Annotated in this window: 26 protein-coding genes; 23 read left to right on the top strand and 3 right to left on the bottom strand. The window is 64.0% G+C overall.

All coding sequences use genetic code 11. The annotated features are described in order from the left end of the window. Positions 1-36: 36 nt before the first annotated feature. The 14 genes from secY to ACSYDW_RS11515 all read left to right on the top strand — a co-directional run bounded on the left by secY (position 37) and on the right by ACSYDW_RS11515 (position 11,742). Positions 37-1,341, top strand: coding sequence for a preprotein translocase subunit SecY (gene secY, locus ACSYDW_RS11580; RefSeq protein ID WP_438338889.1), 1,305 nt, complete (start codon positions 37-39; stop codon positions 1,339-1,341). Then, entirely contained in the window at positions 1,338-1,910 is a 573-nt protein-coding gene (locus ACSYDW_RS11575) for an adenylate kinase (RefSeq protein ID WP_438338888.1), read from the top strand. Before secY ends, ACSYDW_RS11575 begins: the two co-directional genes overlap by 4 nt. A gap of 104 nt (positions 1,911-2,014) precedes the next feature. Continuing rightward, positions 2,015-2,845, top strand: a complete 831-nt coding sequence (gene map / locus ACSYDW_RS11570; RefSeq protein ID WP_438338887.1) for a type I methionyl aminopeptidase — start codon at positions 2,015-2,017, stop codon at positions 2,843-2,845. Between the two features lie 312 nt (positions 2,846-3,157). After that, positions 3,158-3,379 carry a translation initiation factor IF-1 gene (gene infA, locus ACSYDW_RS11565; protein ID WP_068731548.1) on the top strand — a complete coding sequence of 74 codons (222 nt, stop codon included), beginning with the start codon at positions 3,158-3,160 and terminating at the stop codon, positions 3,377-3,379. 91 nt (positions 3,380-3,470) lie between these two features. Then, the gene (gene rpmJ, locus ACSYDW_RS11560; RefSeq protein ID WP_071894985.1) at positions 3,471-3,584 is read left to right on the top strand and encodes a 50S ribosomal protein L36; all 114 of its coding nucleotides are present in this window, start codon (positions 3,471-3,473) and stop codon (positions 3,582-3,584) included. 149 nt (positions 3,585-3,733) lie between these two features. After that, positions 3,734-4,108: a 30S ribosomal protein S13 gene (gene rpsM, locus ACSYDW_RS11555; RefSeq protein ID WP_438338886.1), complete on the top strand. Its 375-nt coding sequence runs from the start codon at positions 3,734-3,736 to the stop codon at positions 4,106-4,108. Between the two features lie 41 nt (positions 4,109-4,149). Further along, positions 4,150-4,551, top strand: a complete 402-nt coding sequence (gene rpsK, locus ACSYDW_RS11550; RefSeq protein ID WP_387526406.1) for a 30S ribosomal protein S11 — start codon at positions 4,150-4,152, stop codon at positions 4,549-4,551. Positions 4,552-4,720: 169 nt separating this feature from the next. Then, on the top strand, positions 4,721-5,728 hold the full coding sequence (locus ACSYDW_RS11545) for a DNA-directed RNA polymerase subunit alpha (RefSeq protein WP_209998403.1): 1,008 nt from the start codon (positions 4,721-4,723) through the stop codon (positions 5,726-5,728). An 85-nt stretch (positions 5,729-5,813) separates the two neighbouring features. Beyond that, entirely contained in the window at positions 5,814-6,302 is a 489-nt protein-coding gene (gene rplQ / locus ACSYDW_RS11540; protein ID WP_438338885.1) for a 50S ribosomal protein L17, read from the top strand. Between the two features lie 179 nt (positions 6,303-6,481). Then, on the top strand, positions 6,482-7,435 hold the full coding sequence (gene truA, locus ACSYDW_RS11535; protein WP_438338884.1) for a tRNA pseudouridine(38-40) synthase TruA: 954 nt from the start codon (positions 6,482-6,484) through the stop codon (positions 7,433-7,435). A 342-nt stretch (positions 7,436-7,777) separates the two neighbouring features. Further along, positions 7,778-8,221: a 50S ribosomal protein L13 gene (gene rplM / locus ACSYDW_RS11530; RefSeq protein WP_209998382.1), complete on the top strand. Its 444-nt coding sequence runs from the start codon at positions 7,778-7,780 to the stop codon at positions 8,219-8,221. Between the two features lie 36 nt (positions 8,222-8,257). Continuing rightward, on the top strand, positions 8,258-8,758 hold the full coding sequence (rpsI, locus tag ACSYDW_RS11525; protein ID WP_387526397.1) for a 30S ribosomal protein S9: 501 nt from the start codon (positions 8,258-8,260) through the stop codon (positions 8,756-8,758). Positions 8,759-8,932: 174 nt separating this feature from the next. After that, positions 8,933-10,279, top strand: coding sequence for a phosphoglucosamine mutase (gene glmM, locus ACSYDW_RS11520; RefSeq protein WP_438338883.1), 1,347 nt, complete (start codon positions 8,933-8,935; stop codon positions 10,277-10,279). A 119-nt stretch (positions 10,280-10,398) separates the two neighbouring features. Further along, positions 10,399-11,742 carry a UDP-glucose dehydrogenase family protein gene (locus ACSYDW_RS11515; protein ID WP_438338882.1) on the top strand — a complete coding sequence of 448 codons (1,344 nt, stop codon included), beginning with the start codon at positions 10,399-10,401 and terminating at the stop codon, positions 11,740-11,742. Between the two features lie 105 nt (positions 11,743-11,847). Here ACSYDW_RS11515 and ACSYDW_RS11510 read toward each other — a convergent pair whose 3' ends face one another. After that, positions 11,848-13,296, bottom strand: coding sequence for an NAD(P)H-hydrate dehydratase (locus ACSYDW_RS11510; protein WP_438338881.1), 1,449 nt, complete (start codon positions 13,294-13,296; stop codon positions 11,848-11,850). 173 nt (positions 13,297-13,469) lie between these two features. Beyond that, entirely contained in the window at positions 13,470-13,820 is a 351-nt protein-coding gene (locus ACSYDW_RS11505) for a holo-ACP synthase (protein WP_438338880.1), read from the bottom strand. 141 nt (positions 13,821-13,961) lie between these two features. On the opposite strand from ACSYDW_RS11505, the gene ACSYDW_RS11500 reads away from it, so the two are divergent. Then, entirely contained in the window at positions 13,962-14,507 is a 546-nt protein-coding gene (locus ACSYDW_RS11500) for a mycothiol transferase (RefSeq protein WP_438338879.1), read from the top strand. A 202-nt stretch (positions 14,508-14,709) separates the two neighbouring features. Here the strand turns inward: ACSYDW_RS11500 and glmS are convergent, their stop codons facing one another. Continuing rightward, on the bottom strand, positions 14,710-16,581 hold the full coding sequence (glmS, locus tag ACSYDW_RS11495) for a glutamine--fructose-6-phosphate transaminase (isomerizing) (RefSeq protein ID WP_438338878.1): 1,872 nt from the start codon (positions 16,579-16,581) through the stop codon (positions 14,710-14,712). Here glmS and ACSYDW_RS11490 point away from each other — a divergent pair. The 8 genes from ACSYDW_RS11490 to tsaD all read left to right on the top strand — a co-directional run bounded on the left by ACSYDW_RS11490 (position 16,580) and on the right by tsaD (position 22,367). Then, positions 16,580-16,732: a hypothetical protein gene (locus tag ACSYDW_RS11490; RefSeq protein WP_438338877.1), complete on the top strand. Its 153-nt coding sequence runs from the start codon at positions 16,580-16,582 to the stop codon at positions 16,730-16,732. The two genes, glmS and ACSYDW_RS11490, sit on opposite strands and share 2 nt — an antisense overlap. Next, on the top strand, positions 16,729-17,688 hold the full coding sequence (gene coaA / locus ACSYDW_RS11485; RefSeq protein ID WP_438338876.1) for a type I pantothenate kinase: 960 nt from the start codon (positions 16,729-16,731) through the stop codon (positions 17,686-17,688). Before ACSYDW_RS11490 ends, coaA begins: the two co-directional genes overlap by 4 nt. Positions 17,689-17,770: 82 nt before the next feature. Further along, positions 17,771-18,175, top strand: coding sequence for a large conductance mechanosensitive channel protein MscL (mscL, locus tag ACSYDW_RS11480; RefSeq protein ID WP_438338875.1), 405 nt, complete (start codon positions 17,771-17,773; stop codon positions 18,173-18,175). A gap of 141 nt (positions 18,176-18,316) precedes the next feature. Next, positions 18,317-19,504, top strand: a complete 1,188-nt coding sequence (alr, locus tag ACSYDW_RS11475) for an alanine racemase (protein WP_438339080.1) — start codon at positions 18,317-18,319, stop codon at positions 19,502-19,504. Then, entirely contained in the window at positions 19,497-20,069 is a 573-nt protein-coding gene (gene tsaE / locus ACSYDW_RS11470) for a tRNA (adenosine(37)-N6)-threonylcarbamoyltransferase complex ATPase subunit type 1 TsaE (RefSeq protein WP_438338874.1), read from the top strand. The genes alr and tsaE overlap by 8 nt, the downstream gene beginning before the upstream one ends. Positions 20,070-20,072: 3 nt before the next feature. After that, positions 20,073-20,753, top strand: coding sequence for a tRNA (adenosine(37)-N6)-threonylcarbamoyltransferase complex dimerization subunit type 1 TsaB (tsaB, locus tag ACSYDW_RS11465; RefSeq protein WP_438338873.1), 681 nt, complete (start codon positions 20,073-20,075; stop codon positions 20,751-20,753). A 38-nt stretch (positions 20,754-20,791) separates the two neighbouring features. Further along, complete coding sequence (gene rimI / locus ACSYDW_RS11460) at positions 20,792-21,226, top strand: ribosomal protein S18-alanine N-acetyltransferase (protein ID WP_438339079.1); 435 nt, start codon at positions 20,792-20,794, stop codon at positions 21,224-21,226. A 67-nt stretch (positions 21,227-21,293) separates the two neighbouring features. After that, complete coding sequence (tsaD, locus tag ACSYDW_RS11455; RefSeq protein ID WP_438338872.1) at positions 21,294-22,367, top strand: tRNA (adenosine(37)-N6)-threonylcarbamoyltransferase complex transferase subunit TsaD; 1,074 nt, start codon at positions 21,294-21,296, stop codon at positions 22,365-22,367. The last annotated feature ends 100 nt before the right edge of the window (positions 22,368-22,467 follow it).

Here is a 22,467-nt window from a genome sequence, read left to right as displayed (position 1 = left end):
TCCGGGTATCCCGGCCACCACCATTCAGGAGGACGCTTGTTTAGCGCCATTGCCCGGGTATTCCGGACGCCTGACCTGCGACGCAAGTTGTTGTTCACGCTCGCCATCATCGCGATCTACCGCGCCGGTGTGTACATTCCTGCACCCGGCGTGGACTACACAAACGTCCAGCAGTGTCTGGCCGCCGGCAACACCAGCGGCGGTCTCTACCAGTTCGTGAACCTGTTCAGTGGCGGAGCGTTGCTGCAGGTATCGATCTTCGCCATGGGCATCATGCCCTACATCACGGCCTCGATCATTATTCAGCTGTTGCGCGTGGTTATTCCGCGCTTCGAGGAACTGCACAAGGAAGGCCAGTCCGGCCAAGCCATCCTGACGCAGTACACCCGCTACCTGACGATCGCCCTGGGCCTGCTCCAGGCAACGACACTTGTCTCCCTGGCACGCAGCGGTACCCTGTTCCCGAGCTGCCAGCTGCCGATCGTTCCGGATCAGAGCCTGATCGTGATTGTGCTGATGATCATCACGCTCACGGCCGGTACGGGCCTGATCATGTGGATGGGTGAACTGGCAACCGAGCGTGGCATTGGCAACGGCATGTCCCTGCTGATCTTCACCTCCATTGCCTCCGGATTCCCGGTCTCCATGGGTGCCATCATCAAGTCCCAGGGCTGGGGCGCCTTCACCGGCGTCGTACTCGTGGGTCTCGCCGTCATCGCCCTGGTCGTTTTCGTCGAGCAGTCACAGCGACGCATCCCGGTCCAGTACGCCAAGCGCATGGTTGGCCGTCGCACCGTGGGCGGAACCTCCACCTACATTCCGATCAAGGTCAACATGGCCGGCGTGATCCCCGTGATCTTCGCTTCCTCCATGCTTGCCTTGCCCGGCATGCTGGTCACGTTCAACACGCGCCAGGACGGAACGCTTCCGGACTGGGCCCTGTGGATCTCGACCCACTTCTCCGGATCCTCCCCGCTGTACATGGTTGTCTACTCGTTGCTGATCGTGGGCTTCACCTACTTCTACGTGGCCATCACGTTCAACCCGACCGAGGTTGCGGACAACATGAAGCAGTACGGCGGCTTCATCCCCGGCATCCGCGCCGGGCGCCCCACGGCCGAGTACCTTGAATACGTGCTCAGCCGCATCACTCTCCCGGGTGCCATCTACCTGGCATTCGTGGCACTGATTCCGTTGATTGCCTTCGTGCTCTTCAACGCCGATCAGAACTTCCCGTTCGGCGGAACCTCGATCCTCATCATGGTTGGTGTGGGTCTGGAAACCGTCAAGCAAATCAATGCGCAAATGCAGCAGCGACACTACGAAGGACTTCTGCGATGACCAGACTCTTGATCATTGGACCGCCGGGTGCCGGCAAGGGCACCCAGGCCGTACGTATCTCGGAGCGCCTCAACGTTGTGGCAATCTCCACGGGCGATATCTTCCGCGCCAACGTCAAGGGCGGAACCCCCCTCGGCATCGAAGCCAAGAAGTACATCGATGCAGGGAACTTCGTTCCCGACTCCGTCACCAACTCGATGGTGCGTGACCGTCTGTCCCAGGAAGACGTCAAGGACGGCTTCCTGCTCGACGGATACCCCCGCACCAGCGCCCAGGTCGACGAGCTTGACTCGATTCTTTCCGACGCCGGCGTCGAACTGGACGCCGTCTTGCAGCTCACCGCCGACGATGAGGAACTCGTTGTCCGGTTGCTCAAGCGGGCGGAAATCGAGGGCCGCGCGGACGACACCGAAGACGTCATCCGCCACCGCCTCGGCCTCTACCACGCGGAAACCGCAGTCGTAGTGAACCGCTACCAGGAGCGCGGCATCGTGCGCCAGGTCGACGGAATCGGCGAGATCGATGAAGTCACCAACCGCGTCCTTGACGCACTGGCCCAGAAGGCCTAAGGCAAGACAGTAAGCAATAAGCCGTGGGGATCCGCACATAGCGTGCAGGTCCCCGCGGCTTTTTGCGATAATGGAGGTAACCAGTCTTCGAAGGGACAATCAACATGGCTTTCGGCCAACCAAAAATCGAGTACAAGACCAACCAGCAGATCCTGAAGATGCGTGAAGCCGGCTTGGTTTTGGCCGAAGCCTTGGATGAGGCGGTTGCCGCGGCGCAAATCGGTGTCACGACGGCACACGTCGATTCCGTGTTCGCAGCAGTTCTGGAACGCCACGGAGCCAAGTCCAACTTCAAGGGCTACCACGGCTTCCCGGCAACCATCTGTGCTTCCGTCAACGAGGAAGTTGTCCACGGCTTCCCGAGCGAGTACGTGCTGAAGGACGGCGATGTGCTCAAGATCGACGGAGGCGCCATCGTCGACGGGTGGCATGCGGACTCCGCCCGCACCGTCATCCTGGGTACCGCCGACCCCGAGGACCAGAGGCTCTCCGACGTCACGCAGGAAGCCATGTGGCGCGGTATCGCTGCTCTTGCCGAGGCCCGCTTCGTCGGACAGATTGGCGATGCCATCGACGACTTCGTTTCCTCCGTGCCGGGGGCGCCGTTGGGCATTCTTGAGGACTACGTTGGCCACGGCATCGGTTCGGAAATGCACCAGGCACCGGACGTGCTGAACTACCGCACCGGCCACCGTGGCGCCCGGGTCAAGCCGGGCATGTGCCTGGCGATCGAACCGATGCTCGTTCGCGGTGACCTCGAGACCAAGGTGCTCGAGGACGACTGGACGGTAGTCACGGTTGACGGCGCGCGAGCCTCCCAGTGGGAACACAGTGTTGCAGTGCACATGGGCGGCATTTGGGTTCTGACGGCGCACGACGGGGGAGTAGCTGGTCTTGCTCCCTTCGGAGTGACACCGTCCCCGATCGTGCCTTAGCAAGCGGATCAGCGAAGTGGGCCGGCGTTCTTGAACCCGTCCCACTTTTGTCCACGTGAGTTCCTCCGACCCGGCACGTCGTCGCGTTTACGGACTTGTGTGCCTGCTTCGACCCGTCGCGGGTGTGGGCAAACTAACTAAAGTGCGGACCCGAGGGGATTTCCCTTTAAGCCACCCACCGCGTAGGCTTGACTGTTGGTTGTCTGTTCCTTGGTGCCCAAAAGCAATTGCTCGGGTTTCCGGGTGAACGACGGCCAGAACCATAAACCTGTCGGTGATAAATGTTGCCGACAACAAAAGTTAGCGGAGGATATGGCCAAGAAAGAGGGTGTCATCGAGGTAGAAGGCACCGTATCAGAGGCGCTGCCCAATGCGATGTTCCGTGTTGAGCTGCCCAATGGACACGTTGTGCTTGCAACTATCTCGGGAAAGATGCGCCAGCACTACATCCGAATCCTCCCGGAGGATCGCGTAGTGGTGGAACTCAGCCCGTACGACCTCAACCGCGGCCGTATCGTGTACCGCTACAAGTAAAGACTTTTCATTGTCCAGGTTCCCCTCGGGGAATCCGGGCGACGAAGGTAGTTACGCTCCACTGAAACCGCAACCGCCAAAGGAGTAAGCCGTGAAGGTTAACCCTAGCGTGAAGCCGATCTGCGATAAGTGCAAGGTGATTCGACGTAACGGTCGAGTCATGGTGATCTGCGAAAACCCACGCCACAAGCAGCGTCAGGGCTAATTTCCCTCACGGGAAACCCCTGCGCGTAGTAATGAAATCGGCAGTACAGCATCCAAACGCGCGATGCATCCCTCGGCACGGAGGCCGGGGCCTGGGTAATCAGGATGTACTGCTTAAGACCTCCGCACATCGAAAGGTAGACATAGCATATGGCTCGTCTAGCTGGCGTAGACATCCCACGCGAAAAGCGTGTGATCATTGCGCTCACCTACATCTACGGCGTGGGCAAGACCCGTGCAGAACAGACCATTGCCGAGACCGGGATCAACCCGAACACTCGTGTCAAGGATCTGACCGACGCTGAGCTGGTTCAGCTGCGTGACTTCATTGAAGGCAGCTTCAAGGTTGAGGGTGACCTCCGCCGTGAAGTGGCAGCTGATATTCGCCGCAAGGTTGAAATCGGCTCCTACGAAGGCATCCGCCACCGCAAGGGCCTGCCGGTCCGCGGTCAGCGCACCAAGACTAACGCCCGTACCCGCAAGGGCCCGAAGCGTACCGTCGCCGGTAAGAAGAAGTCCCGCTAAATCTAGCGGTCGACTAAGCCAAATTTCTCGTAGGAGTAAGAATGCCCCCCAAGACTCGTGGAGCGGTACGCAAGCCGCGTCGCAAGGACAAAAAGAATATCGCGCTGGGACAGGCGCACATCAAGAGCACCTTCAACAACACCATCGTTTCCATCACGGATCCGACCGGTGCTGTAATCTCCTGGGCTTCGGCCGGCGAGGTTGGATTCAAGGGCTCGCGCAAGTCGACTCCGTACGCTGCTCAGATGGCCGCCGAGGCCGCTGCAAAGCGCGCACAGGAGCACGGCATGCGCAAGGTTGACGTCTTCGTCAAGGGCCCGGGATCGGGACGCGAAACCGCGATCCGTTCGCTGCAGGCTGCTGGCCTTGAGGTTGGGTCCATCCAGGACGTTTCCCCAAGCGCTCACAACGGTTGCCGCCCGCCAAAGCGTCGCCGCGTCTAATTGACTGTCTGGCTTTCCTGCCGCCGTGTTCATCATCCTCAGGGTTTTGACACGGCGGCAGGATCGCCACGGCAAGCCAGACCGAACCAGACGAACGCCGACGAGGCTTACGTCGTTTCCACCCCCTGTGTTGCGTCATATAGCGGACGCTCGCTGAAAGGAAATGTAAGTGCTTATTGCACAGCGCCCCACCCTGACCGAAGAAGTCGTAGCGGAGAACCGCTCCCGTTTCGTAATTGAACCGTTGGAGCCTGGCTTCGGCTACACCTTGGGTAACTCGCTTCGCCGTACCCTGCTCTCCTCCATCCCTGGTGCAGCTGTCACCAGCGTTCGGATCGACGGAGTACTGCACGAGTTCACCACCGTAGCCGGCGTGAAGGAAGACGTCACCGAGCTGATTCTTAACATCAAGAGCCTCTCGGTGTCCTCCGAACATGACGAGCCGGTCGTCGCCTACCTGCGCAAGCAGGGCCCGGGCGTCGTTACCGCAGCCGACATCACCCCGCCAGCTGGCGTTGAATTCCACAACCCGGACCTGCACATCGCGACTTTGAACGCGAAGGGCAAGTTCGACATGGAACTGACCATCGAGCGTGGCCGTGGCTATGTTTCTGCCTCGCAGAACAAGAACGCGGACGCCGAGATCGGTCGTATCCCCGTGGATTCGATCTACTCGCCGGTAATGAAGGTGACCTTCCGCGTGGAGGCCACCCGTGTTGAACAGCGCACCGACTTCGACAAGCTCATTGTCGATGTTGAAACCAAGGATTCGATTGCCCCGCGCGATGCTGTTGCATCCGCAGGTACCACCCTGGTTGAACTGTTCGGCCTGGCACGCGAGCTGAACACCGCCGCTGAAGGCATCGAGATCGGCCCGTCCCCGACGGACGCCGCACTCGCAGCCGACATGGCGCTGCCGATCGAAGACCTCGAATTGACCGTTCGTTCGTACAACTGCCTCAAGCGTGAGGGCATCCACTCCGTGGGTGAACTCGTTGCTCGCTCCGAGGCAGACCTGATGGACATCCGCAACTTCGGTGCGAAGTCCATCGACGAGGTCAAGGCGAAGCTGATCGATCTGGGTCTGGCCCTGAAGGATTCCCCTCCGGGCTTTGATCTGGCCGCACGTGCCGCAGCCATTGGCGACGATGACGTCTACGGTGACGAAGAAGTCTAAGACTTCTTAGCTACCCGCTACAGAACTTAAACCTTCGCGCCCGGGCTTTCCCGGGTCGCGAAGGCCACCATATTAGGAGAACACTATGCCTACCCCGCCAAAGGGTCCGCGTCTCGGCGGCAGCGCAGCTCACGAGCGTTTGATGCTCGCGAACCTGTCCGCGCAGCTGTTCGAGAACAAGTCCATCACCACCACGCTGACCAAGGCCAAGCGCCTTCGTCCGCACGCTGAGCGTCTGATCACCTTCGCAAAGCGTGGCGACCTGGCCTCGCGTCGCCGCGTCCAGGCAGTCATTGCCTCGCGCAGCCGCACCAACAAGTCGATCGTTCACGAATTGTTCGAGAACATCGCACCGCTTATGGCTGAGCGCCCGGGTGGCTACACCCGCATCACCAAGATCGGCAACCGCAAGGGCGACAACGCCCCGATGGCTGTTATCGAATTGGTCATGGAGCCGGTTTCCCCGAAGCAGGCCGTTGTGAAGGAAGCCGAAAAGGCTGCCGCAAAGGCTGCTCCGGTTGAAGAGGTCGTAGAGACCGAAGCAACCGAAGCTGCAGAGGAGAACAAGGCCTAGTCCTTGTCTGCTCGGCAATAGCTGAATCATTGGCCCGGTGCACTTATGCACCGGGCCAATGTTTTAATTCAATATCCAACGCCTCGGCGCGGTCGGCGAGCACTCGATATGTAGACCGAGGCGACGTGGTTTGCGGTTGCACCGCGGAACCGCGTGGCAACCGAACCGGGAAAGCGCCAATGAGCACTACAGAGTCGAACATCAACCACCCTGCCTTGGCGCCAGTGGATGGCCTTTCCGAGCCCGCCACGGTGCGCATGTGCCTGCGCTTGGGGTACGACGGCAGCTCGTACAACGGCTGGGCGTTGCAGCCCGGTCTGCCCTCGGTGCAGGGAGCCCTTGAGGATGCATTGGCGATGCTCATCCGCCGCCCGGTCAGGACGACCGTTGCCGGACGCACCGACGCCGGGGTTCATGCCCGAAACCAGATGACACACTTCGACCTCACGGAGACGGAGTACGCAGGCCTGGCGCGCGGCGCCAAGCTGGAGCCGGGCCATGCCCTGGTGCGCAGGCTTCGCGGAGTCCTGGGGCGCACCGGCGGAAGCATCCTCGTGCACGAGGCATACCGCGCCCCCGTGGGGTTTGACGCCCGTTTCTCGGCGCTGTGGCGCCGCTACTCCTACCGCATAGCCGACGGACCGGACCGGTTTGACCCGCTGACCAGGGCCTACACCATGTGGCACAAGAAGGACGTCGACGTAGAGCTCCTCAATGCCGAGGCCGCAAGCCTGCTGGGTCGGCATGATTTCCTGTCCTTCTGCAAACCCCGCGAACGAGCAACCACCATTCGAACGCTTACCGAGTTCAGCTTCGAAAGGGACGCATCCGGGATCATCGTGGCCCACCTGAAGGCCGATGCCTTCTGCCACAACATGGTCCGGGCCATGATCGGCGCGTGCCTGACCGTCGGGGACGGGCGCGAGAAACCCGGCTGGGTGGCCCACCGCCTGGAGGCCGCCGTTCGAGACGCGAAGAGCTTCCTCGCCGATCCACGTGCGTTGGTGTTGGAGGAAATCGCCTATCCAGACGACGTGGACGAGATCGCGTCGCGCGCCGAGCTTACCCGCACCAGGCGCAAGCCCCACGAAATCACCACCGACCTTCCGGAACTGCGCGACACAGGAGTTTGAAGGCTGCCTCCCGGACGCCACGAATGCTTCCGCCAGCCCCGCCACAGGGGCAACGTAGCGGGGCTCACGCCACGCACTTTGGTAGAGGTGGGTTTAATCCGATAGACTATTGGCTGTTGTGCGTGTCCTTTGTTCGACACAACCTTCTTCGCGTGACGGCTCAGTTGCAGAGCCACTGGTCTGCGGGGATTGCGAACATTCATGGACGGCCGGTCTTTTCAGTCCTCACCTGGCGAACTGGTTACAGCGCATCGAAACACGGCGCATTCTATGGATTGTGGATCTCACAGCCGCATTCCAGGGATGTGCTTGACCAGTAACCAATAAACAAAGGCAATTACAGTGCGTACGTTCACTCCAAAGCCGGCCGACCAGACCCGTCAGTGGCACATCATTGATGCCTCGGACGTTGTCCTTGGTCGCCTCGCCGTCCAGGCCGCAACCCTGCTGCGCGGCAAGCACAAGGCTACCTTCGCCCCCCACATGGACATGGGCGACCACGTCATCATCATCAACGCCGAGAAGGTTGCCCTCACCGGCGCCAAGCTCGAAAACAAGCGCGCTTACCGCCACTCGGGCTTCCCGGGCGGCCTGAAGTCCGTTACCTACGCCGAACTTCTTGAGAAGAACCCGGTTCAGGCTGTGGAGAAGGCCATCAAGGGCATGCTTCCGAAGAACTCCCTGGCTGCACAGCAGCTGTCCAAGTTGAAGGTCTACCGCGGTGCAGAGCACCCGCACGCTGCACAGCAGCCGACGACCTTCGAAATCACCCAGGTCGCGCAGTAGCGCTGGGCCCCGAGAAGAATACTTTAGGAGATTATCGTGGCTCAGAACACTGAAGAGATCACCGAATTCGAGGGTGAAGCTCCGGCTTCTTACACCTCGGAGTCCGCATCGGCAGAAGCCGTTGTTGTCAAGGAACGTCCGGCACTGACCGTTGCAGGCGCAGCTGTCGGCCGTCGCAAGCAGGCCATCGCCCGCGTGCGCGTTGTTCCGGGCACCGGCCAGTGGACCCTCAACGGTCGCACGCTGGAAAACTACTTCCCGAACAAGCTGCACCAGCAGGATGTCAACGAGCCGTTCAAGCTCCTCGAACTGGATGGCGCCTACGACGTCATCGCACGCATCCACGGTGGCGGCCCCTCGGGCCAGGCCGGCGCTCTGCGTCTGGGCATTGCCCGTTCGCTGAACGAAATCGACCGCGACAACAACCGCGCGCCGCTGAAGAAGGCCGGCTACTTGACTCGTGACGCACGCGTCATCGAACGCAAGAAGGCTGGTCTCAAGAAGGCCCGCAAGGCTTCGCAGTTCTCCAAGCGCTAAACCGCTTGCCTCGGGCAGTTGCCCGAGACGAAGGGCCCAGGGATTTTCCCTGGGCCCTTCGCCCGTTTAAGGGACCGTGGTGTGGCAAACATCGCTGGCATATCGGGTATTGAGTTGATGCCGACGCACGAAGATACCGGCCGCGCGGGACTTGTGGCCCTATGATGGATGACGATGGCAAGGTTATTTGGGACAGACGGTGTCCGCGGAAAAGCAAACGAACTCTTGACCCCGGAATTGGCGATGGCGCTTTCGCAGGCAGCCGCGATGGTTCTGGGGCATGAACAAATAAGCGACGGGCGAAGGCCCCTGGCAGTGGTGGCCAAGGATCCCCGGATCAGTGGCGACTTCCTTTCGGCTGCCATCGAGGCGGGGCTCGCTTCCTCCGGCGTCGACGTGCACGATGCCGGAACGCTGCCGACACCGGCCGCCGCGTACCTTGTGGCGGACCTGGGTGCGGATTTCGGCGTGATGATTTCCGCCTCGCACAACCCGGCGCCGGACAACGGCATCAAGTTCCTGGCCCGTGGAGGCAAGAAGCTGGACGACGCCTTGGAAGACGCGATCGAGGCGGCCATGGACAAGCCCAAGTACCGTCCCCTCGGTGGGGACGTGGGGCGCGTTGCCCGCTTCGCCGATGCCGAGGACCGCTACATCATGCACCTTCTGCAGTCGCTGCCGAACCGCCTGGACGGGATGAAGATCGTCCTTGACTGCGCGCACGGCGCTGCAAGCGGCTGCTCTCCCGAGGTGTTTGCCGCGGCCGGCGCCAAGGTGATCGTCATCGGGGCTGAACCCGACGGCATCAACATCAACGACGGGTACGGATCCACGCACCTGGAGAACCTCCAAGCCGCAGTGGTCGAGCACCAGGCGGACCTGGGAATCGCACACGACGGCGACGCCGACCGCTGCCTGGCGGTCGACCACGAGGGGACCGTCGTCGACGGCGACCAGATCATGTCGATCATGGCGACCGCCATGAAGGACCTGGGCGTGCTGAAGGACAACACCCTCGTCGCCACGGTGATGAGCAACCTGGGGCTGAAGATCGCCATGCGCGAAGCCGGGATCACCGTCAAGGAGACCGGCGTGGGGGACAGGTACGTGCTGGAGGGCATGCGCGAAGGCGACTACAACCTCGGCGGCGAACAGTCCGGCCACGTGATCTTCGCCGACTACGCCACGACCGGCGACGGCGTGCTGACCGGCCTGCAGATCGCCGCCCGGGTCAACGCCACGGGCAAAACGCTGAAGGAGCTTGCCGGCGCGATGACGGTGCTTCCGCAGATCCTGATCAACGTCAAGGGCGTGGACAAGGCGGCAGCGCCGTCGAACGCGGTGCTTGCGGACGCCGTTGCCGCGGCGGAGGCCGAGCTTGGCGAATCGGGTCGGGTGCTGTTGCGCCCCTCGGGCACCGAGCCGGTGGTCCGGGTCATGGTGGAGGCGACCTCGCAGTCGGTCGCCGAGGACATCGCCAAGTCGTTGGCGGATGTCGTTTCACGCGAGCTGGCGCTCTAGAAAACCACGCTGTTCCGTGTGGCCGGGGGGAGCGGACCGAGGTCCCTCCCACCCGGCCACACGCATAAGACCGTGCCGCAGGAAGCGAGCACAAGACTTGGAAAGGGTGTCCCACGGGCATGACGTTGAAAATTTCGGTGGTGGGCACCGGGTACCTCGGGGCCACACACGCCGCATGCATGGCAGAGCTGGGTTTCGAGGTCGTCGGCCTGGACATCGACGAGGCGAAGATCGCCTCGCTGGCCCTGGGCCAGCTGCCCTTCCACGAGCCGGGCTTGCCTGAGCTGTTGCGCAAACATGTGGCATCGGGCAGGCTGCGCTTCACCACTGACTACGACGAGGTCGCCGCCTGGGCGGACATCCACTTCGTCGGCGTCGGAACGCCCCAGCGCGCGGACGGGCACGGAGCGGACCTGCGCTACGTCGATTCCGCGGTTCGGGAACTGGCCCGCAGGATCCGGGGCGAGGCCCTGATCGTGGGCAAGTCGACGGTGCCGGTGGGCACGGCGCGGCGCCTGGCGGCGTTGATCGAGGCCGAGGCGCACCCGGAGGCCCGGATCGCCCTGGCCTGGAACCCTGAGTTCCTGCGCGAGGGCTTCGCCGTGGCCGACACCATGACACCGGACCGCCTGGTGATCGGTGCGCAAGACGCCGGGGCCGTGCAGACGCTGCGAGAGGTCTACGCCACGGCGCTGGCCGCCGACACCCCGCTGATCGTCACCGACTTCGAGACGGCCGAGCTGGTGAAGGTTGCTGCCAACGCGTTCCTTGCCACGAAGATCTCCTTCATCAACTCCTTCGCGGAGGTCACCGAGACCATCGGCGGGGACATCACGACGCTTGCGGACGCGTTGGGACACGACGTGCGCATCGGGCGGAAGTTCCTCAACGCCGGTGTCGGGTTCGGCGGGGGTTGCCTGCCGAAGGACATCCGGGCGCTGCAGGCCCGCGTCAGCGAACTCGGCCTGACCCACACCATGGGGTTCCTGGCCGAGGTCGACGAGATCAACCTGCGTCGCCGTGAACGCGTGGTGCGGTTGACGCATGCGATGCTCAACGGGGAGCTGGCCGGCAAGAAGATCGCCGTCCTGGGCGTGACGTTCAAGCCGGACAGCGACGACGTGCGCGACTCGCCGGCCCTGGACATCGCCGTGCGGCTCTACAACGCCGGAGCCGAGGTGTCGGTCCACGACCCCAAGGGCAGCGCCAACGCCGCGGCCCGCTTCCCGCGCCTCGACTACGCCCCGGGTCTCACCGAGGCCGTCGCCGGTGCCGACGCGGTGCTGCTGCTGACCGAATGGGAAGAGTTCAGGAAGCTGACGCCGCAGGATCTCGACCCGCTGGTGGCTTCACGGCGCATCATCGACGGCCGCAACGTCCTGGACCGCGCGACGTGGGAAGCCGCCGGGTGGGAAATCGTCGGCATGGGCCAGCACTACGCCCCCTTGGACGCACAGCCCTGATCGGGCCCTGCCTTCCGGAACGACGACGGGCCCCGGTCCCGCTTCCAGGTGGAGCGGGGCCGGGGCCCGTCGGTTTGCCTGCTGCGTGAGGCGTTGGGGCGCGTCTCAGAGCCCCAGGTCGCGGGCTGCGGCCGGAAGCGCCCTGAGCAGTTCCGCGGCGCCGAGCGTGCCTTCCAGCGCCGCCAGCGCGCCGGCGTGTGCGTGGATGAGGGCCCCGCTTGCCGCGATGTCGGTCAGCCGGTGCATGGCGTGGGACCCCGAGGATTTCGGCGGCAGGCTGCTGGCTGCGGCAAGTGTCCCCAGGAGTCCGGTCAGCACATCCCCGCTGCCGGCCGTTGCTAGTTCCGGCGTGCCCGCGTGCACGATCAGCGTGTAGCCGTCGGGTGCCGTGCAGATCGTCGCCGGGCCCTTGAGCAGGATCACGCAGTCGTAGGCGACGGCCGCCCAGCGGGCCCATCGCAGGGGGTCCTCGGCGATGTCCGACGCACCCACCCGGACCCCTGCCTTTGAGAGCAGGGAATGCAGTTCGCCGCCGTGGGGGGTCAGGATCCGCAACTGGTGGTTTTCCCCCGGCTCAACCATGCCCAGCGCCCCGGCATCGAGCACGCAGGGGGTGTCGGCGGCCAGGATCTGGGCCAGGGTCTTGCGGTTCTCCGGGGTATCTTCCAGACCCGGGCCGGCCGCCCAGGCGCCGATGCGCTTCGCGTTTTCACGGTCGTTGCGCCGGCTGTGGGTGAGCAGTGATGTGAGCTCGTGCTGCGTGAGGGGAACAGCCTCGGGAACCGCGGCGGACAGGGCCGGCGCTACCTGCTCGGGAACCATGCTCCGCAGCAGTCCCAGGCCGCTGGAGGCGGCGGCCCGTGCCGCGAGCACCGCGGCCCCGGGGTAGCGCTGGGAGCCGGCCAGCAGGCCCAACACGCCCCTCTGGTACTTGTGCTGGCCGGGCACCCGCCAGCCGGTGGGGCGGTTGAGCAGCACCCCAAGGTCCTCGCCCTGCACCACCCAGGCTTCGGGAGCCGGCAGGGTCTCGCGCAGCCCGATGTCCACGACGTTGATGCGACCCGAGACAAGGTGGCCCGCTCCCACGACCAGGCCCGTCTTCAGGGCGCCGAAACTCACGGTGCGGTCCGCGGCGATGACACCGGGGGAGACGGCCCCGGTGTCTGCGTCGACTCCGCTGGGCAGGTCGCAGGCCAGCACGGGTACGCCGGCCGGGATCTCCGGCAAGTTCGCGCCGGGACGCAGACCCGTGCCGTAGACGGCATCGATCACCAGGTCGCAGTCCTCAAGCAGCAGGGGAAGCTGCGAGGCGTCGGAAGTGCGCCCGCCGGCCCGGGTGAAGGCCTTCATGGCCTCGGGGTGGGCGCGTTCCTCGAGCAGCACGGCGGTGCATTTGACCCCGCGCTTGGCCAGGGTGGCCATCGCGTAGAGCCCGTCGCCGCCGTTGTTTCCGGGACCCACCAGGCCGATGACCCGAGATCCGTAGAGTTTCCCCGGATGCTCGCGAAGCATCAGCACCGCGTGGTGGGCCAGCGCATCCGCCGCCAATCGCATCAGCCGGAAAGCCCCGGACCCACGTACCAGTGGGATTTCTGCCGTACGTACCTGGGAACCTCTGTACACGGGAATCATAGTGACAGACTACCGACTCTGCCCGGCCCGTGTCCTATTCGTTGCTGCGTGCCTGCCGCAGGAAGCCCGTTCCCACCACCAATCTTGTGGGGCGCTCAGCGCTCTGCAACCACCATGGCCGTGGCAAGGTCGCCGTCGTGGCTCATGGAAAGGTGCCAGTAGAGGATGCCCTTGGCCTCGGCTACTTCGGCGACGGAGCCGTCCAGCAGCACCTGGGGGTCTCCCGCTTCGTCCTTGACGATCTGGCAGTGCTGCCAGTTCATCCCGGCCGGAGCACCGAGTGCCTTGGCGATGGCTTCCTTGGCTGCGAAGCGGGCCGCCAGCGACCGTACGTGCAGGTCGCGTTCCGCGGGGACGAACAACCGTTCGATGAGTGCGGGCGTGCGCTCCAGCTGCGCTTTGAACCTGGATACCTCAACAACATCAACACCAATTCCCACGATCATGCACTTGAGTGTATCCGCGAAGGCGATGCCGGACCGAAACAGCCCTTGACCTTTCGCGACCCGTGGACGAGTCTTGGCTGGTGTGCAGCGGAGTGGCCGGCTCCATCCGCCGGCGGGGACCAGCGTTGCCTGGAGGGCGAAATGACCAAGGACACCGTGGCCTGCGCGTTGCTGCGTGACGGCTTTTCCCGGGTCATGGAGGGGACAGGCGACCTGCTTGCCTCCGCCGGAACCGAGCTGCTGAGCTTCAGGCCCACGCCGGGCACCAACCACATCGGGTGGCTCATCTGGCACCTGACCCGAGTGCAGGACGACCATCTCGTCCACCTTGCCGACAACCTGTGGCCGGGGGACCCCATGGAGCAGTGCTGGATTGCAGAGGGGTGGCAGTCGGGCTTCGGATTGCCCTACGGCGTGCTTGACACGGGATACGGCCACAGCCGCGGGCAGGTCGATGCCTTCGGGATGTTCGACGCCGGACGACTGCTTGGTTACTGCCGTTCGGTGCACGGACTCACGGAAACCGTGCTCGACAGGCTGGAGGCCGGCGATTTCGAGGTGGTTGTCGACCGGCGGTGGGATCCGCCGGTGACCGCTGGGGTCCGGCTCGTCAGTGTCCTCTCGGAGACCACCAAACACTTGGGCCAGGCCGAACTCATCAAGGGAATGTTTGCCGGCCAGCGCTGATCCGCTCATGCGCAGGAGTGAAACCGGTAGATAATTCCACTGGTTGAACAGTCTCCTGCTATTGGATGCGCGATTGTCGGAACCTCGACCGCAACCGTGCTCCGTGGCGGGCCGGCATGGTTTGGGGGAGGGGCCGGTTAAACAGCAAGGGTGTTGGTTTCGTACCCTCGCGGGAACGGAACCAACACCCTTGCGGTGAGTGCTACTCGACGGTGACGGACTTTGCCAGGTTGCGCGGCTGGTCGACGTCAAGGCCCTTGGCCGAGGCCAGCTCGCAGGCGAAGAGCTGCAGTGGAACCGTTGCCAGCAGCGGCATCAACAGGGTCGGGGTTTCCGGAACGTAGAAGACGAACTCGGAGAACGCGCGCACCGATTCGTCGCCTGCCTCGGCGATGACCAGGGTCTTGGCGCCGCGGGCACGGACTTCCTGGATGTTGGAGACGACCTTGGAGTGCAGCGAATCGCGGCCGCGCGGGGAAGGAACCACGACAAAGACCGGCTGCCCTTCGTCGATCAGCGCGATCGGGCCGTGCTTCAGCTCGCCAGCGGCAAACCCCTCGGCGTGGATGTAGGCGATTTCCTTCAGCTTCAGTGCACCTTCCATGGCGACGGGGTAGCCGACGTGGCGACCCAGGAAGAGCACGGAGTTGGCCTCGGCCATGGAACGCGCGAGGGCCTTGATCTCCTCGCCGCGGTCCAGGATGTCCTGGATCTTGGACGGGATCTTGCCGAGGTCGGCAAGGATGTCCTTGATCTGACCCGAGAACAGGTTGCCGCGCAGCTGAGCCAGGTACAGGCCCAGCAGGTAGGTGGCGGTGATCTGCGCCAGGAAGGCTTTGGTGGAGGCCACTGCGATTTCCGGTCCGGCGTGCGTGTAGAGCACTGCATCGGATTCGCGGGGAATCGTCGACCCGTTGGTGTTGCAGATCGACAGCGTCTTGGCGCCCTGCTCCTTGGCGTAGCGGAGGGCCATCAAGGTGTCCATGGTTTCGCCGGACTGCGAGATGGAGACGATCAGGGTGTTCGCGTCCACGATCGGATCGCGGTAGCGGAACTCGTGGGACAGCTCGACCTCGACGGGAATGCGGCACCAGTTTTCGATGGCGTACTTGGCTACCGAACCCGCGTAGGCGGACGTGCCGCAGGCGAGAACGACGATCTTGGTGACCTTGGCGAGTTCCTCGGGGTCGATGCGCATCTCGTCGAGGGTCAGGCGGCCGAAGGCGTCCGAGCGGCCCAGCAGAGTGTCGGCGACGGCTGCCGGCTGGTCGTTGATTTCCTTCTCCATGAAGGAGGCGTAGCCGCCCTTCTCGGCGCTCGCTGCGTCCCAGTCGACCGAGAATTCCTTGCCCTCGGCCGGGTTGCCGAAGAAGTCGGTGATGCGGTGGGATTCCGGGGTGATGGTGACGATCTGGTCCTGGCCAAGCTCCACCGCACGGCGAGTGAAGTCGATGAACCCCGAGACATCCGAGCCCAGGAAGTTCTCGCCGTCGCCCAGGCCGAGAACAAGCGGGGAGTTGCGGCGCGCGGCAACGACAACGCCGGGGTGGTCCGCGTGCACGGCCAGCAGGGTGAAGGCGCCTTCGAGCTGGCGGGCGGTCAGCTCCATGGAGCGGGTGAGGTCGCCCTCGCCTGCGCCGCGGTACACGGAACCGAGCAGGGCAGCAGCAACCTCGGTGTCGGTGTCGGAGAGGAACTCGATGCCCTCAGCGAGCATCAGCGACTTCAGTTCCGCGAAATTCTCGATGATGCCGTTGTGGATCAGCGCCAGCTTGCCGTTGTCGGCCTTGTGCGGGTGCGCATTGAGGTCGGTGGGGCCGCCGTGCGTTGCCCAACGAGTGTGTCCGATGCCCGTGACTGATTCCGGCAACGGGTTCTCGTCGAGGTTGGCGATGAGGTTGGCGAGCTTGCCGGCCTTCTTTCGCGTGTCTACGCCGTTTTCGGTGACGACGGCGACACCCGCCGAGTCGTAGCCACGGTACTCGAGGCGACGGAGGCCTTCAACAATGACGTCGAGCGCGCCGTGAGAGGCCGTACGTTCTGGGTTACCTGCATATCCAACGATTCCACACATGAAAAAAGACTACATGCCGGGAACCACCGAAATGTTCATTTTCGCCGTGAGTGAGCGCAGCATCCGTATGGGCTTTGCCATGCCGGTCCGGCGCATCCATTCGTGGAAGTTTGGGTTAAGAGGGGCTTTCTTGGCACAATTCAAGGCGTGAATGGACAGCGTACGGTCGACTTCGGTGCGACACCCTTCGTGGAATTGGACCGTCAGACATGGGCGCGTCTGTCCAACGAAATGCAGCAGCCGCTCGACGAAGCTGACCTGCAGCGGCTTAGTGGCTTGGGCGAACAGCTGAACCTCGAGGAGATCCGCGAGGTCTACTTGCCCCTCTCGCGGTTGCTGAACCTCTATGTCCAAGGTGCTGCTTCACTTCACCAGGCCACGAACACCTTCCTTGGCGAGAAAACCAGCCGCACCCCGTTCGTGATCGGCGTCGCCGGATCCGTTGCCGTAGGGAAGTCGACCACCGCGCGCGTGCTGCAGGAGCTGCTGCGTCGCTGGCCCGACACCCCTGACGTGCAGCTGATCACCACCGATGGATTCCTGTATCCAAACGCAGACCTTGAAAAGCGCGGGATCATGCACCGCAAGGGGTTCCCCGAATCCTATGACCGCCGACGGTTGCTGCGTTTCGTTTCCGAAGTGAAGTCCGGGGCCCCCGAGGTCCGTGCGCCGTGGTACTCGCACCTGACCTACGACATCGTTCCGGACCGCGAAGTCGTGGTGCGTTCTCCGCAGGTGCTGATTGTCGAGGGGCTCAACGTACTCCAACCGGCGCGTCCACGCATGGACGGAATCGCGGGACTCGCGTTGAGCGATTTCTTCGATTTCTCGGTGTTCGTCGATGCGCGCACCGCCGACATCGAAGAGTGGTACATCAGCCGGTTCATGAAACTGCGCTCCGGCGCGTTCTCCGATCCCGCATCGTACTTCCACCGCTATGCGAACCTGAGCGATGAGCAAGCCAGGGAAACCGCGCACGGAATCTGGAAGCGCATCAACGAACCGAACCTGCGCGAAAACGTCATTCCCACGCGCGGGCGGGCCCAGCTGGTGCTCAGCAAATCGGCGGACCATTCCATCCGCAGAATGCTGCTGCGCAAGATCTGAATTGGCGGCCCGCGAGCCGAATTTTGGGGAAACTGCGGGTCAAACCATTAAAAGTGCCCGTGTTCTGTGAAAAGCTGGGCTCATGCTTAAGGGATTCAAAGATTTCATCATGAAGGGCAACGTCGTCGACCTTGCCGTAGCCGTTGTCATTGGCGGGGCGTTCGGCGCCGTCGTCACCGCCTTGGTCGACAAGATCATCATGCCGCTGATTGCAGGTCTCGTAGGCTCACCGAATTTCGATGCCTTCTTGGTATGGACTATTCGACCGGGCATCGAAGTGCAGTTCGGTGCCTTCCTCACCGTTCTCGTGAACTTCCTGCTGGTGGCAGCTGCGATCTACTTCGTGGTCGTGGTCCCCATGAAGAAGCTCAATGACATGCAAAAGGCCAAGTTCGGCATCGAGGAAGAAGAAGTGAAAGCCCCCGTGGATCCGCAGCTGGCGCTGCTGGCCGAGATCCGGGACGAACTCAAGAGCCGGACGAACTAGTCCGGCCCAAACCCGCACTCTCCAACGCCCCGTTGCCTCGTCCAAGGCAGCGGGGCGTTTTCGTGGCGGTGCTGGCGTGTCGGCCCACATGAAGCAACCATGGGGCGAAGGTGGGATAATCATTCGGTGAGTGCTCAATCAATTGAACAGCCCGAGAACCAGACCCACGACCGGAAGCCGGCAGCGACATCGAACTGGGAGCGCCGAGCGATCGTCGACCTCGCGAACGTGCGCGAAAACGTCAAGCGCGTGTCCGAACTCGTTGCCCCCGCAAAGATCATGGCGGTCGTCAAGGCCGACGGGTACGGGCACGGTGCCGTCGCCGTGGGCCGGGCAGCACTTCAGGCCGGTGCAACGTGGCTGGGTTGTGCCCACGTCACCGAGGCGCTGAAGCTCCGCGAGGCCGGGCTCAACGCACCGCTGCTCGCCTGGCTCCACACCGAAGGCACTCCCTTCGAGGAGGCGATCGCCGCGAATATCGACATCGCCGTCTCGGGTTGGGAACTCGACTACGTGGCCCGTGCCGCGGAGGCTGCCGCGCAGCCCGCCCGGGTCCACCTGAAGATCGACACCGGCTTGGGCCGCAACGGCAGCTCGCCGGCCGACTGGGACGCACTCCTGGGACGCGCCGCAAGCTACCAGGAAGAGGGGCTCATGCGCATCGTTGGCGTGTTCTCGCACCTCGCCGTCGCCGATGAGCCAGAGCGTCCGGAAACAGACGAACAGCTCGCTGCCTTCGGTGAAGCCGTGGCGCTGGCAGAGGACGCCGGCTTCGACCTCGAGGTGCGCCACATTGCCAACACCCCGGCCATCCTGTCGCGCCCCGACGCGCACTATGACATGGTCCGGCTGGGACTGGGCCTCTACGGCCTGAGCCCCTTCCACAACGAAAGCCCCGAGAGCTTCGGCCTGCGCCCGGCCATGCGACTGGTGAGCCGCGTGGCGAACGTGAAGCGCGTGCCTGCGGGCCAAGGCGTCGGGTACGGACTGCGCTACCACACGACCGAAGACACCTACCTGGGGTTGATCCCGATGGGTTACGCCGACGGGGTTCCCCGCGCCGCCAGCAACGCACCCGTCAGCATCAACGGCACGACCTACCGGGTGCGCGGCACCATTGCCATGGACCAGTTCGTGGTGGACCTGGGCCCGGATATCGACGTCGATGAGATCCTCGGTGCGGAAGTCGTCCTCTTTGGCGAAGGCGGCCCGCAGGTCACCGAATGGGCCGACGCCGCCGGAACGATCAACTACGAAATCGTCACGCGCATCTCCCCGCGCGTGCCCCGCCAGTTGGTGGAAGGCACATGGGGTGAATCGGGTGAGTGAACCGGTGGCCGGGGGAGCGGCCCTCGAGGCACGGATAGAGGTGCGGGACGTCGCCGAGACGCAGGATTTCGCTCGGCGCCTGGGCGGGTTGCTGCGGGCCGGTGACCTCCTGGTGCTTGCCGGCGAGCTGGGTGCCGGCAAGACGACGTTTACCCAGGGCCTGGGCCTTGGTATCGGAGTGCGTGAGGGCATCATCTCGCCCACCTTCGTCCTGTCTCGTGTCCACCCTTCACTTGCCCAGGGACCGGACCTTGTTCATGTCGACGCCTACCGGCTCGAAAGCGCGGGGGAGGTTGACGACCTCGACCTGGAAAGCAGTATGGCGTCGTCGGTCACGGTGGTGGAATGGGGGCGGGGCAAGGTCGAGCAGCTCAGCGACTCCCGGCTCGATATCACCTTGGAGCGCGCGGGCTCCTCCGATACCGGTGGGGAACTGGTCTTCGACTTCCACGAAGGCGAGGACGAGGAACCACGCACCATCGTGATTGGTGCCTACGGGCCGCGCTGGGAACGGGACCTTGCGCTCGCCGACCTCCTTCAAGACTTCGAAAATTCAAGGAAATAGACAGTGTATCTACTGGCAATCGACACTTCGGCCAATGCGTCGGCGGCGCTTCTGGACGTCGCCGATGCAGCGGACATCCGCATTGTGGGGTCCTTCACCTCGGACTCCGGCAATGACCATGCAGAGGTGCTGGCCCCGGCCATCGAACACCTGCTGAAGCATGCAGGCGTCGATGGGTCGGGACTTGCCGGCATCGCCGTCGGTGTCGGGCCGGGTCCGTTCACCGGACTGCGCGTGGGGCTTGCCACGGCCCGGACCTTGGGCTTCGTCTGGAACATCCCGGTCCACGGAGTCATGAGCCTGGACGCCGTCGCACTCCAGGCCGTTGCGGAAGGCACCGACACGGAATTCGTCGTTGCCATCGACGCGCGCCGCAAGGAACTTTACTGGGCCCGCTACGCTCCCACGGGCCGGCTGCTGGCAGGCCCGTTCGTCACGGTCGCCGAGGAGATCCCGGCGCTCCCGGTGTACGGAGCTGGAGCCGGGCTCTACGCGGAACGGCTCCGCGCCGTCGGCGCCGTTGTGGTGGAGGGCTTCGAGGACCTGCACCCCAATGCCGAGGCGATCGGCACCCGTGCCGCACGCCAGCTTACCGCGGGGGAGCAGCCGCTGAGCACGGAGCCGCTGTACCTGCGTGAATCGGATGCCAAGGTCCCCGCTGTCATGAAGGGCAAGCTGCTGTGAGCGAAACCGCGCCAGCCCACGGGCTGCACACCAGGGCCATGCGCCACGACGACCTGGCAGCTGTTTGGGCCCTGGAAACCGAGCTTTTCCCCGTCGACGCCTGGCCGCTTTCGATGTTCGAGGACGAACTGTCCCTGACGGAGACCCGCGACTACTGGGTGGTTGAGGACGAGGGACGCATCGTGGCCTACTGCGGGCTCATGTGCGTGCTGCCGCTCGCCGACGTCCAGACGATCGCCGTGGTCCCGGCCTACGAGGGGCGAGGGATCGGGACTCACCTGCTGCGGACCATGGTTGCGCGTGCCGTCGAGCAAAGCGCAACCGACCTGTTGCTGGAGGTCAGGGCGGATAACCCGCGTGCACAGGGTCTCTACGAACGGCACGGCTTCGAGGTGATCCACCGGCGTCCGCGCTACTACCGTGACGGGGTGGACGCGATCATCATGCGCAAGGTCCTGTTCCTTTCCGAATAGCACGGCGGTGCCGTCCGGCACCGGCCCCCTTCGACTACCCCGGGTCAGGAGACCTAGAATTATGGCTATGGCTGTTTCCAATCCCCTTGTTCTTGGCATTGAATCATCCTGCGACGAAACAGGGGTGGGGATCGTGCGTGGCACGGAAATGCTCGTCAACGCCGTCGCCTCCTCCATGGAAGAGCACGTGCGCTTTGGCGGTGTGATCCCCGAAATCGCGTCGCGGGCGCATCTGAACGAGTTCGTTCCGACGCTCGAGGCGGCGCTCTCGGCAGCCGGGGTTTCCCTGGAAGAAATCGACGCGATCGCCGTCACCAGCGGCCCGGGCCTTTCCGGAGCCTTGATGGTGGGCGTTGCCGCGGCGAAGGCCCTGGCGCTGGCCAGTGGAAAGCCCCTCTATGCGATCAATCACCTAGTGGCCCACGTCGGTGTCGGTGTGCTGGACGGCGGGAAGCTCCCGGAGAACCTCGGCGCGCTCCTGGTCTCCGGAGGCCACACGGAAATCCTGCAGGTCAACTCGCTTTCCGACGACGTCAGGTTGCTTGGTGCGACAATTGACGATGCCGCCGGGGAGGCCTACGACAAGGTGGCCCGCCTTCTGGGACTGGGTTACCCCGGAGGTCCCGCCATCGACCGGATCGCCAAGGAAGGCAATCCCAAGGCCATCCGCTTCCCGCGCGGACTGACCCTCCCCAAGTTCGTGGGAACCGCCGAGGAGCCCGGAAAACACCGCCACGACTTCTCCTTCTCCGGTTTGAAGACCGCCGTGGCCCGTTGCGTGGAACAGTACCAAAAGCGCGGTGAAGAGGTGCCGGTCGCGGACATCGCTGCCTCGTTCCAGGAAGCCGTGGTGGACGTCATCACCTCGAAGGCCGTGCGGGCCTGCCAGGAGCACGGGCTGACGAACCTGTTGCTCGGGGGAGGCGTTGCGGCCAATTCCCGGCTGCGTGAACTCCTTGCCGCGCGCTGCGCGTCGGCGGGGATCGCGCTTCGGGTGCCGCCCATCGGCCTGTGCACCGACAACGGGGCCATGGTTGCCGCGCTGGGGTCCCAGCTGGTTGCCGCCGGCATAGGCCCGACCGGGTTGAAGTTCTCCACCGACTCCGGCCAGCCGGTCAGCCTCATCTCCCTGCCCGCCTAGCCGGGCCCGTCGCCCATATGGGCGGCACATGCTGGAGGGGTGGGGGGGGGGGGGGCCCCCCCCCCCCCCCCCCCCCCCCCCCCGCGCCGGGGGGGGGGGG

It is taken from the genome of Paeniglutamicibacter selenitireducens, from assembly GCF_051550675.1.
Classification (GTDB): domain Bacteria; phylum Actinomycetota; class Actinomycetes; order Actinomycetales; family Micrococcaceae; genus Paeniglutamicibacter.
This window is presented reverse-complemented; position numbering and strand designations above follow the sequence as displayed.